The 9,651-nt window shown below is 58.5% G+C and carries 14 protein-coding genes and 1 pseudogene; 8 read left to right on the plus strand and 7 right to left on the minus strand.

Translation table 11 applies throughout. The features are described from left to right. The 4 genes from BM198_RS29080 to merT form a co-directional block, all read right to left on the minus strand. A partial coding sequence (locus tag BM198_RS29080; protein ID WP_167368500.1) for a cation transporter occupies positions 1-442 on the minus strand: 442 nt, incomplete at its 3' end. Continuing rightward, positions 439-684, minus strand: coding sequence for a mercury resistance system transport protein MerF (gene merF, locus BM198_RS29085; RefSeq protein WP_000654684.1), 246 nt, complete (start codon positions 682-684; stop codon positions 439-441). The genes merF and BM198_RS29080, both read right to left, overlap by 4 nt. 2 nt (positions 685-686) lie before the next feature. Next, positions 687-962 (minus strand): mercury resistance system periplasmic binding protein MerP, encoded by a 276-nt coding sequence (gene merP / locus BM198_RS29090; RefSeq protein ID WP_000735441.1) that lies wholly within the window; start codon positions 960-962, stop codon positions 687-689. 15 nt (positions 963-977) lie between these two features. Further along, positions 978-1,328: a mercuric ion transporter MerT gene (merT, locus tag BM198_RS29095; protein WP_001294667.1), complete on the minus strand. Its 351-nt coding sequence runs from the start codon at positions 1,326-1,328 to the stop codon at positions 978-980. A 71-nt stretch (positions 1,329-1,399) separates the two neighbouring features. On the opposite strand from merT, the gene merR reads away from it, so the two are divergent. Next, a complete protein-coding gene (merR, locus tag BM198_RS29100; RefSeq protein ID WP_000429838.1) occupies positions 1,400-1,834 on the plus strand; it encodes an Hg(II)-responsive transcriptional regulator in 435 nt (144 codons plus the stop codon). A gap of 274 nt (positions 1,835-2,108) precedes the next feature. Continuing rightward, positions 2,109-2,627, plus strand: coding sequence for a YkgB family protein (locus tag BM198_RS29105; RefSeq protein WP_003464991.1), 519 nt, complete (start codon positions 2,109-2,111; stop codon positions 2,625-2,627). Between the two features lie 29 nt (positions 2,628-2,656). Here BM198_RS29105 and BM198_RS29110 read toward each other — a convergent pair whose 3' ends face one another. From BM198_RS29110 to BM198_RS29120, 3 genes are all read right to left on the minus strand, one after another. Next, on the minus strand, positions 2,657-3,502 hold the full coding sequence (locus BM198_RS29110) for an AraC family transcriptional regulator (RefSeq protein ID WP_003464995.1): 846 nt from the start codon (positions 3,500-3,502) through the stop codon (positions 2,657-2,659). A 236-nt stretch (positions 3,503-3,738) separates the two neighbouring features. After that, positions 3,739-6,768, minus strand: a complete 3,030-nt coding sequence (locus BM198_RS29115; RefSeq protein WP_024015041.1) for a Tn3 family transposase — start codon at positions 6,766-6,768, stop codon at positions 3,739-3,741. Then, entirely contained in the window at positions 6,752-7,354 is a 603-nt protein-coding gene (locus BM198_RS29120) for a recombinase family protein (RefSeq protein WP_010465829.1), read from the minus strand. The genes BM198_RS29115 and BM198_RS29120 overlap by 17 nt, the downstream gene beginning before the upstream one ends. A 191-nt stretch (positions 7,355-7,545) precedes the next feature. Here BM198_RS29120 and BM198_RS29125 point away from each other — a divergent pair, with 191 nt between their 5' ends. The 6 genes and pseudogenes from BM198_RS29125 to BM198_RS29150 form a co-directional block, all read left to right on the plus strand. Continuing rightward, positions 7,546-7,923: a type II toxin-antitoxin system RelE/ParE family toxin gene (locus BM198_RS29125; protein ID WP_003151133.1), complete on the plus strand. Its 378-nt coding sequence runs from the start codon at positions 7,546-7,548 to the stop codon at positions 7,921-7,923. After that, positions 7,904-8,239, plus strand: a complete 336-nt coding sequence (locus BM198_RS29130) for a helix-turn-helix domain-containing protein (protein ID WP_001172026.1) — start codon at positions 7,904-7,906, stop codon at positions 8,237-8,239. The genes BM198_RS29125 and BM198_RS29130 overlap by 20 nt, the downstream gene beginning before the upstream one ends. A 14-nt stretch (positions 8,240-8,253) precedes the next feature. After that, positions 8,254-8,588: pseudogene (locus tag BM198_RS29135) on the plus strand (transposase). A gap of 23 nt (positions 8,589-8,611) precedes the next feature. Further along, positions 8,612-8,938 (plus strand): hypothetical protein, encoded by a 327-nt coding sequence (locus BM198_RS29140; protein WP_000091614.1) that lies wholly within the window; start codon positions 8,612-8,614, stop codon positions 8,936-8,938. Beyond that, positions 8,935-9,315: a hypothetical protein gene (locus tag BM198_RS29145; RefSeq protein ID WP_001054412.1), complete on the plus strand. Its 381-nt coding sequence runs from the start codon at positions 8,935-8,937 to the stop codon at positions 9,313-9,315. The genes BM198_RS29140 and BM198_RS29145 overlap by 4 nt, the downstream gene beginning before the upstream one ends. A gap of 117 nt (positions 9,316-9,432) precedes the next feature. After that, positions 9,433-9,651, plus strand: a 219-nt coding sequence (locus BM198_RS29150) for a DUF3391 domain-containing protein (RefSeq protein WP_074974284.1), incomplete at its 3' end; no start/stop codon positions are given.

The following is a 9,651-nucleotide window of genomic DNA, read 5'->3' on the forward strand; positions in this document are numbered from 1 at the left end:
GACTTTCCCGGCGCAGATGGGCAATATGGGCAGCGCGGATCATGATCTTGGACGGCACACAGCCGATATTGACGCAGGTGCCGCCGATGGTGCCGCGTTCGATCAGCGTGACCGTCGCGCCTTGCTCGACGGCCTTCAGCGCCGCCGCCATCGCGGCCCCGCCGCTGCCAATGATGGCGATATGCAAACCGGCGCCCTCAAGTGCATCACGGATTTTTGGTTCATCTTTGAAATCACCAACCCGGATCGAGCCTTGATAACCCAATGCGGCGATGGCGGCCAGCAGTTGGTTGTGGCTCACGGCGGTGTCTGCCATGACTTGCGCGCGGCTTTCTGGATAGGACACCACAGCGGCATTCACGCCGGGAATCTTTTCCAAAGCATCTTTGACATGGGTGGCGCAGGATGTGCAGGTCATGCCATTCACGGTGATTTCGGTCATTTTTTTACTCCATTGAATTTCGGGGTGCAGCAGGCATCGGCTTGGCGTTTTCGTTGGATGGCGTAGATGGTCAAGCCGATGAAAATCGCCAGCGCAGGCAGCAGCACATAGTCCAGATAGCCGGTCAGCGCGGACAAGCCGACCACACCGAGCAAAATGACCAGAACAGGGGTGAAGCAACACAGCGCCACGAGGGTTGTGCCAATGATGCTGACCCGCAGCAGTGTCTTCGGGTCTTTCATGATCAGTTCTTGACTGATGATGGGTAGCCCGCATCCTCGGTAGCCTTGGTCAGTTTCTGCACGCTGGTCTTGGCATCATCGAAGGTGACCACCGCTTCGCGCGTCTCGAAGGTCACGTCAACTTTACTGACGCCATCGACCTTGGAAATCGCCTTCTTGACAGTGATCGGACAGGCCGAGCAGGTCATGCCCGGTACGGACAGCGTAACGGTCTGGGTGGCGGCCCACACGGGGGCAACAACGGCAGCGAGGGCAAGGGCGGAAAGCAGCTTTTTCATGGTGAACTCCTGTGATCAATAGAAAAATGGCACGACGTAGGGAAATCCGAGCGCGACCAAAACCAGCACGGCCACGCCCCAGAAAATGAGCTTGTAAGTAGCTCGCACTTGGGGAATCGCGCAAACCTCACCCGGTTTGCAGGCGGCTGACGGCCGGTAGATGCGCCGCCAGGCGAAGAACAACGCCACCAGCGCCACGCCGATAAAGATGGGGCGATAGGGTTCCAACACCGTCAAGTTGCCGATCCAAGCGCCGCTGAACCCCAAGGCGATCAGAACCAGCGGCCCGAGGCAGCAAGCCGAGGCGAGGATGGCGGCCAGCCCGCCAGTGAAGAGCGCGCCGCGCCCGTTTTGAGGTTCAGACATACGTTTGTCCTTTCGAATCTGAATTGGATAGCTTAAGCTTACTTCCGTAGTTATGTACGGAGTCAAGCGATATGGAAAACAATTTGGAGAACCTGACCATTGGCGTTTTCGCCAGGACGGCCGGGGTCAATGTGGAGACCATCCGGTTCTATCAGCGCAAGGGCTTGCTCCCGGAACCGGACAAGCCTTACGGCAGCATTCGCCGCTATGGCGAGACGGATGTAACGCGGGTGCGCTTCGTGAAATCAGCCCAGCGGTTGGGCTTCAGCCTGGATGAGATCGCCGAGCTGCTGCGGCTGGAGGATGGCACCCATTGCGAGGAAGCCAGCAGCCTGGCCGAGCACAAGCTCAAGGACGTGCGCGAGAGGATGGCTGACCTGGCGCGCATGGAGGCCGTGCTGTCTGATTTGGTGTGCGCCTGCCATGCGCGGAAGGGGAACGTTTCCTGCCCGCTGATTGCGTCACTGCAAGGGAAGAAAGAACCGCGCAGTGCGGACGCGGTGTAGCCCGAGGGAACTACGCCTTAGCGTGCTTTATTTTCCGTTTTCTGAGGCGACTCCTTCATCGACCTATGTAAAACGACTCCTTTATCGAAATAGTGCACTCATCGCTCTCCACGGCGATCCCTTCATCGCGAATTGCACCGCCCAAGACGATCTGCACTGAAATCAATACTTTCTGATGCCTCTTGATTAGAGATGCCAGCCATAATCATCTCATCGCCAACGCATACGGCGTTCGGCAGCCAACACACTCTCACTCACTACTGGAAGCTCAGACATGAAAACCATAGGCATTGAAAACTCGAAGTCCAGCGTACAGGCCCACTTAACGCTTGGAACCAAAACTATGGGGCTAGGTATCTATGGCGCGTACTTGGCTCTCGCTATTATTTACTTCTGGTTCGGCGGCATGAAATTTACCCACTACGAGGCCGAGGGCCTGGTTCCACTGGTGAGCAACAGCCCGCTTTTGGGATGGGTGTATAGCATTTTTTCGGTCGACATGTTCTCCAGCCTGCTCGGCATACTAGAGATTTCGATCGGCACTCTGATCGCAGGCCGCATGCTGTCGCCCAAACTATCCGTGGTAGGAGGCGCTCTGTCTGCAGGCCTGTTCTTCACAACCCTTAGCTTTATGTTTTCCACTCCGGGCGTCATTGAGCCTAGTTTAGGGTTTCCGGCGATTTCCGTTGCGCCAGGTCAGTTTCTGCTTAAAGACTTAGGGTTGCTTGCTGTTTCGATATTTGTGGCAGGCCATTCGCTGGTTGAACTGGAAAAACGTAAAATTAATGCATAATTTTTTCAATGGCTTAAGGCAGTAATGCCTTAGGCCTTTTTGCCATCATTTTCCCCCGCCAGATCTTTCAACCAGTCACGAGGGCTCAACCCCGTCTTGCGTCTAAATGCGCGAGACAGCGCCGAAGGACTTTCGTAGCCGACTTGAGCTGCAATCAGCGTAATCGAGCGCCCTTCTCGCATCAGCTTCTGAGCCAGGCTAACTCGCCAACTCAACAAATAATCAGCAGGCGTCTGTCCGATGACACTCTTGAAATGCACGGCATACGCAGCGCGTGACATATTTGACTCACTGGCCAGCTCTGCTATTGACCAGGCATGTTCCGGGGAGTTGTGCATCTGTAAAAGCGATCGGGCAAGCCGCATGTCGGCCAGTCCAGCCATCATTCCGGTGCGCAACTGGTGATGATCGAGCAGGTAACGGAGCAACAGAATGATTAGGAGCTCAAATAAGCGCTCAAGCGCGGCTTCCCTTCCACAATGCACATTTGCCGCCTCGGCAAACATCCACTCCAACGTGTCTGCCAGCATGGGCAGATCATCGAGTGCGAGCACCAAACAGTCCGGTAATGAAGCCGACAAAGGATTATCAATTCCGCCCTCAAACTCCATGGAAGCACACAACAACTTTGCGCCATCGGACTCACCCGCAAACAATTGATGCTTGGCGGGGCGTGGCATAAAAATCAAGCTAGGGCGAGTGAGCTGCAAATCCTTGCGATCGGGACCAAGCAACGTCACGCTGCCGGCCTGAAGCAGATGGATATAACCTCGCCGCTCGGCGCCATCGTAAGATGCAGAGCCGCATAGGTCGCCGTCATAGAACAGATTGGCCCGCACGCCGAACCGCGAGAGCAAATTAGACAAACGATCCATTGGCCGATCCTTGACGAGTCAGAACGCACAGACCATACCATCTGCGTTGTCGTTCAGTGCCTGTAGCGAACATGCCGGCGTAAATCAGCCAACGGATAAAGTGATCACTGAGCAGCTCAGCCTCCCTTTCCAGTTCGGCTGTTAAAAAAACAACACCGTTGTTTGAAAGCACCAGCAAATCAAGTGCTCACTCTTCTATTTTACGGGGTTGTACGCCGGAATCCCAGAAATTTCCGTCAGCCCAGCTCCAGTCCCGCCACGAGCGCATCCAGGTCGATGAACTTGCCGTCAGTCTGGAAGGTGTAATGCCCGTTCAGCAGGATGTGCCGCCAGGCCGCTGGCGACATCTGCGTGATCAACGCCAGCGCCTTGGCATTGCCAGCTGCCTCGTACTTCGTCAGCAGCAGGGACAGGATCGCCGAGTTGTAGAAGATGATCGCGTTGCCGATCAGCCTGGCGCACTGGTTGCTGATCTCGATTTCGATGTCGGTGCGGCCGGTCAATTCCTTCTTCCCACCGACTTGGGCGATGGTCGAGCGTAGCTGGTGATAGGACTCAATGCGGTTCTGCGAGCGGTGAACATTACGCTCCAGTTGCGGGTCGCGCAGGTAGCGCAGTGTGTAGATACTGCGGATGAGCTTGTCGAACTCGAAGATTGCGCGCCGCGTCGGGTTCGGCGCCGTATAGGTGCACAGCTTGCGGATCAGCGTGCCCTGCGTCATTTCCTTCAGGCCCAGTGTGGCGACGATTCGGTCGATGTTCGCCTTCTCACCGACGATGAGTTGCCGGTCGATCTGGCCAGCCGGCCGGATCAGGCATTTCTCGTACAATGCCAGATCATCGGCGCAATACAGCTCCTGCAACTGGTCGTCGAGGTCGGTGAAGCGCGGCTCGAAACGAAGTCCGAACCAGTGCAGGATGGCGAAGTTGGCCTTGTTGATGCTGTGCATGTCGCCGGTGATCGCGCTCGGCACGATGTCCGACGTGTTGCGGTACCAGATGTCGAACACGTGGTGAGCCTCGTACTCGTGTGCGCCTATCAGGTAGCCGTTCAACGGCACGTGATTGCACAGCAGCGTGTAGGCGACGACGCCCTTGCCGCGGCCGAAATATTTGCGCGAGTAGCGCGCCTTCACAGTTGGTCGCTCGACGCCGAATTTCTGCCCATCAACGGCACCGTACAACGAATCGAGGTCGAACGAGTAATGCGGGAAGATCGGCAGTGCGGCGATGGCGTTGCTGATGCAATCGTTGGCCACATGTAGCGTCGCCTGGCGCAGGTACTGCTGGTAGGTACTCTCCAGGACGTGGTACGGGATGTCGCTGGTACGTGCCATAACCTGGTTGCCGTGGTTCATGGCTTGGGCAATGATCACCGCCATCAGACTGTCGGCGTCGGCTACCTTCTTCGCATAGCGTGGCTGCAATGGTGTCAGCGCCGACAGGAACTGGCACTGGCCGTTGACGAAGCGAAACACGTCGGCGACATCGCAGTATGGCAGTTGCTCGTAGAGAGCTTGCTCGCGCGCCTTCTGGTTCTCCCCCTTGGGCTTGCGCCAGGTCAGTCTCTGCGTGTCCTTGTCGTATTCCAGGTGCGTCAGCTTGCCCTGTTTCAGCTCGCGATTGAACGCCACCCATTGCGCACGCAACTCGGTCGCCAGTGCATCGAGCTGGGCACTGACCGGCTGCCGCAGGAAGGGGATGTCCATCTGCGCGAGCACGGCGGCTTTCTCGTCCATCGAAACCAACTCGTCGGACAAATGCCGGTGCTGCAAGCTATCGTCAATGTAGAGCTCGCCCGCCTGGAAGCGTTTCCTGACCTGACGGTAAAGCCAGAATTCGTAACGATCGGCATGCAGGCCTGTCGGCGTGCCTTCGGCATCGAACATCAGCAGGTACGGACGCAAGCGTTTCGGCAGCGTTGCCGCCGGACATTCGTCGAGTGGCCGTTGTGATAGGCGCTGCTGCTTGGCGAACACGCTCTTGGCCCAAGTCAGCGCCGCGAGCCATGGGTTATCGGGGGCCGTGCCGGCGAAGTCGAGCGCGACGTACAGCGGCCGTAGATGGCGTCGAATGCGTTCGGCCAGGCCGTCCACCGCCTGCCAGTGCAGCGCCAGTTTGTTCAGTGGCTTGACGCTCATGCGCTGCGCCGTGTTTTGCAGCAATTCCCTGGACATGATTTTGTAGGCGCGTTGGCGCACCTCGCCGAACGGCGTCGGATCGGCCACGCTGTCGTCCACGTACAGCGACAGCAGGCGGCCAACCTGCGGCGTTTCCTGATGGCGTCGCAGCTGTTCGGCGACAAAGGACTGTTTCGCACCCGTGCGGCTCTCGTCCTCAAGTTTTTTCATGTGGAAGGCCATCGCGTCGACCAGGTTGTCGGTGAGCTGCCGGTAACGTACCCAGGCATAGCACAGCAGGTAGAGCCGGGTCTGCTCCGCCTTCAGGTGGCGCAGGTCATGGACGGTATAGAAGTTCGCCAGGCTCGCGTAGTACAGCAGGTTCTGCTGCGAGATGCCGAGCTTGGGCAGCAGCGCCTTGGCGATCCCGTGCAAGGACTTCAGCGTGGCGCGCTTCTCGCGCTCCCCTGCCATCTGACGCCAGCCGAAATCTTTAGCGTCCTGCTTGAGCGCTGCCAGTTGAGACAGGGTGTCGTCACGCACCAGGAGCTGGCCCAGCGCAGCTTTGGCCGATTCGTCCAACACTTCTGCCAGCAAGCCGCCCAAGCGCCTGCGTTCGGTGGACAGGGCTTCACTGACCAGCTCTTGTAAGGTGGTGTGGCCGGGCCGGATGATTTTGTGCTCGCTGAGCCAAACGATCAGTTCGGCGGCCACGAATCCTGGCATTACGTCGCGCCGCACGATCTGTTCAGCCTGCTGTGCCAGTTGCGGCAGGAAGCTAGCCGCCCACGACCGGTAGCCGAACAGTTCGGCGATCTGACCCCTCTGGCTGTAGTGCTCATGCTTGGTGATCGCCTTGCGTTCGAACGCTTCGCCGTGGAAATAGCGACTCAGCACGAAGGCGCAATCGTCCTCGACCTCATGCCAATCGAAGCGGAAGAAAGCATGCTTGGCCTTGAAGTAGCCGATCTGCAAGACGCAATAGACTTGGGCCTGCAGGCTAGGCCGGCTGCTGGCGAACGCCAGTTCAGATTCGGCCAACGCCAGGTATTCCAGCCGCTGAGCATCGTCGAAGTCCGGTAGGCCGTACAAGGCTTCCTGCTCTGCGTCAGAAAAGACGGTGAGTAGCTTATTCTTGTTGCTCATCGACCGTCCTTCCCGCACCACGCCAACCTGCTCGCGTCAATGTTTCGATCAACGTAGTGCGCTTGACATTGAAGTTGCGGCACACCGCCGCCTTAGACATGCCGCCATCGAGCGCGGCGACGATGGCGTCCAGCTTCTCACCAGTGATCGCCTGCGGCCGGCCGCCGATCCGGCCGCGTTTGCGTGCGGCGGCCAAGCCCGCGACGACGCGCTCCTGAATCAAGGCGCGCTCGTACTGCGCGAGCGCACCGAACACCTGGAACAGGAATTCGCCCGAGGGCGTCGTAGTGTCCAGGTTCTCTGTCAGCGAGCGGAACGCCACCCGCTTGTCCTTGAGCGAAGTCACAATGGCGAGCAGGTGCGACAGCGAGCGACCGAGCCGGTCGAGTTTCCACACCACCAGCACATCGCCGGCTCGAACGAACTCAAGCGCCCGCGCCAAGCCGGCACGGTCATCCTTCGCGCCAGAGGCACGATCCTCAAACAGGTGACGCGGATCGACGCCGGCGGCGAGCAGCGCGTCGCGCTGCAAGTCCGTGCTCTGGCGGTCGGAGTCCGACGACACGCGCATGTAGCCAACCAACATAGGCGGATAACCATCAAAAACAGGTTTCCGCATAATAGTGAATAGCGATAGAGTTTTCCGTACATTTTTGAGGGGGTGTTGCACAGGTAGCACAGCGGCGGCTGACAGCCTGTCGCAAAACAAATGTTTTACGACACCTCCTTGAGGTTGCCGCGTTTACATCATTACCTGAACAGGTATAAAATTCCGTCATGACAAACAAAGAAAAACCGCTCGAATGGATCGCGAGCAGCCACAAGGATTTGATGGCGTTGCCGTCCGACGTGCGTCGCCGTTTCGGTTACGCGCTCTCGTTGGCGCAGATAGGCGATCAGGATGACGCAGCAAAGGTGCTCAAGGGGTTCGGTGGTGCCGGCGTGCTGGAGGTCGTCGAAGACGATGCCGGCGGCACCTATCGAGCGGTATACACGGTCAAGTTTGCGGAAGCGGTGTTCGTCCTGCACTGCTTCCAGAAGAAGAGCAAGAGCGGAATCGCCACGCCAAAGGCCGACATGGACATCATCCGCGCTCGGCTGAAGGTGGCCGAGGTATTGGCACAGGAGCTACGAAATGCAAAAACGAATCATTGAAGGCGTCGAGGTTCAGCGCAGCTCGGGCAACGTCTTTGCCGACCTTGGACTGCCTGACGCTGAAAAGCTCAAGATCAAGACCGGCCTGGTGGTCGAGATCAGGAGGGCCATGCGCGCCCTTGGGCTGACTCAACAAGCGGCGGCCAAACGCATGGGCATCCCGCAACCGAAGGTGTCGGGCATGATGCGCGGCGACTTCACCAATCTATCCGAACGCAAGCTGATGGATTGTCTGAATCGCCTCGGCTACGACATCGAAATCAAGGTACGGCCAGCAGCCGAGCCGATCGGGCATCTAACGCTCGCAACCGCTTAATCGGAGCTCTCCTGATGGCAGCCCGCATCACCGACGACGAATGGGACGAACTGACTCCCGAGAATTTCGATACCACGGCACTGCTGCGTGCAGTCGATGCCGTGGACGTGCTGCGCGGCGATTTGAATGACAGCGCAGACGGCGCACCTCCGCAACTGCGCACCGACCTGTTGAAGCTGCATCAACTGGCAATGGCCGCGTTCAACGAGGGATCACGCAGCCGAGTGGCTGAGCTATTTGATCTCGCCGTGGATCTTCAGGATCAGGTTGATCATCTGATGACCTCGCTGGAACAAGTGCAAGAAACCCTGTCCCGGTGACGGCGCTCTACCCAGAAAGCCTGTCCTGAATGTTCTTGGAGACAACCACATCATGAGCCGCAGCCGCCGCAAAACGCCCATCGTTGGGCACACGACCTGCCGTAGCGAGCGCGAGGACAAGAAACTCTGGCATCAGCGCTGGCGAACCCACGAGCGCACCGCGCTGGCCAGCGCGTCGCCGGAAGCTCTATGCGCCCATCTGCCTCTACTGGAAAACCAGGTCAGCAACGTCTGGTCGATGGGTAAGGATGGCCGCTCCTACTGGCCCATCAAGCGCCAGGCCGCCACGGCGGATCGCATTGCCAACCACAAGGGACGCAATCCGCAAGAGCGCGCCTCCCTGAAAAAGCGTCTGCTGCGCAAGTGGATGAGCAAATGAACCTGTCCACCATCGAGGCGCTGGCTATCGCTTGGGCGCGAATCGCTGAAGAAGCAGAACTCCCAGCCGGCTACGAGGGCACGGCGACGCCAGAGGCGCATCGGGCCTGCGAGGTGATCCAGGAGCGGATTCGAGAGCACGTCGTCGCCACCAATGACATGCGGCTGTTCGGCCTGCTGCACCTGCTTGGGCAGGCGTCGCTGCGCATGGAGCAAGCGCTGTGGCCGGAAGAATATGCGCGGATGACCCGCGAGGTCGAGGAAGCTCTCCGAGAGGCCGACGACCCCAACGCCAAGTCGTACACCCACGAAGAAGTCATGCAGGCGATGCAGGAACGCATCGACCGAGCGCGAGACAAAGCCATGTTGATCGGCTGACGGAAATTTCGGCGGTTCCGGCTGATCCAAGAATCTTGGCGTGACCTTACCTCCGCTCTACCGCTGGGTGCCAGCCTCGGCGCACGCCTAACCACCCAACTCAGAAAGGAAAATAAGTTGGTAAAACGCATTCCCGTATCCGAGCTTCGTCTCGGCATGTACATCCACAAGCTCGCCTGCTCTTGGGTTCGACACTCATTCTGGCGCGGCAGCTTCCTGCTGACCGAGCCTCAGGATCTCTCTGCCATTCGAGAATGTGGCGTCGGGGAGGTCTGGGTCGACTTGGCCAAAAGCCAAGTCGACCCAGAGAGCCCAGAGAGCCCAGAGAGCCCAGAG

This window comes from Metapseudomonas otitidis (assembly GCF_900111835.1).
Taxonomy (GTDB): domain Bacteria; phylum Pseudomonadota; class Gammaproteobacteria; order Pseudomonadales; family Pseudomonadaceae; genus Metapseudomonas; species Metapseudomonas otitidis.

Excerpts from the sequence above, each read along its gene's own strand:
- merT (WP_001294667.1), bottom strand. The coding sequence starts at position 1,328 with ATGTCTGAACCTCAAAACGGGCGCGGCGCGCTCTTCACTGGCGGGCTG.
- merR (WP_000429838.1), top strand. The coding sequence starts at position 1,400 with ATGGAAAACAATTTGGAGAACCTGACCATTGGCGTTTTCGCCAGGACG.
- BM198_RS29140 (WP_000091614.1), top strand. The coding sequence starts at position 8,612 with ATGAGCCGCAGCCGCCGCAAAACGCCCATCGTTGGGCACACGACCTGC.
- BM198_RS29125 (WP_003151133.1), top strand. The coding sequence starts at position 7,546 with ATGACAAACAAAGAAAAACCGCTCGAATGGATCGCGAGCAGCCACAAG.
- BM198_RS29130 (WP_001172026.1), top strand. The coding sequence starts at position 7,904 with ATGCAAAAACGAATCATTGAAGGCGTCGAGGTTCAGCGCAGCTCGGGC.
- BM198_RS29110 (WP_003464995.1), bottom strand. The coding sequence starts at position 3,502 with ATGGATCGTTTGTCTAATTTGCTCTCGCGGTTCGGCGTGCGGGCCAAT.
- BM198_RS29105 (WP_003464991.1), top strand. The coding sequence starts at position 2,109 with ATGAAAACCATAGGCATTGAAAACTCGAAGTCCAGCGTACAGGCCCAC.
- BM198_RS29145 (WP_001054412.1), top strand. The coding sequence starts at position 8,935 with ATGAACCTGTCCACCATCGAGGCGCTGGCTATCGCTTGGGCGCGAATC.
- BM198_RS29120 (WP_010465829.1), bottom strand. The coding sequence starts at position 7,354 with ATGTTGGTTGGCTACATGCGCGTGTCGTCGGACTCCGACCGCCAGAGC.
- merP (WP_000735441.1), bottom strand. The coding sequence starts at position 962 with ATGAAAAAGCTGCTTTCCGCCCTTGCCCTCGCTGCCGTTGTTGCCCCC.
- BM198_RS29115 (WP_024015041.1), bottom strand. The coding sequence starts at position 6,768 with ATGAGCAACAAGAATAAGCTACTCACCGTCTTTTCTGACGCAGAGCAG.
- merF (WP_000654684.1), bottom strand. The coding sequence starts at position 684 with ATGAAAGACCCGAAGACACTGCTGCGGGTCAGCATCATTGGCACAACC.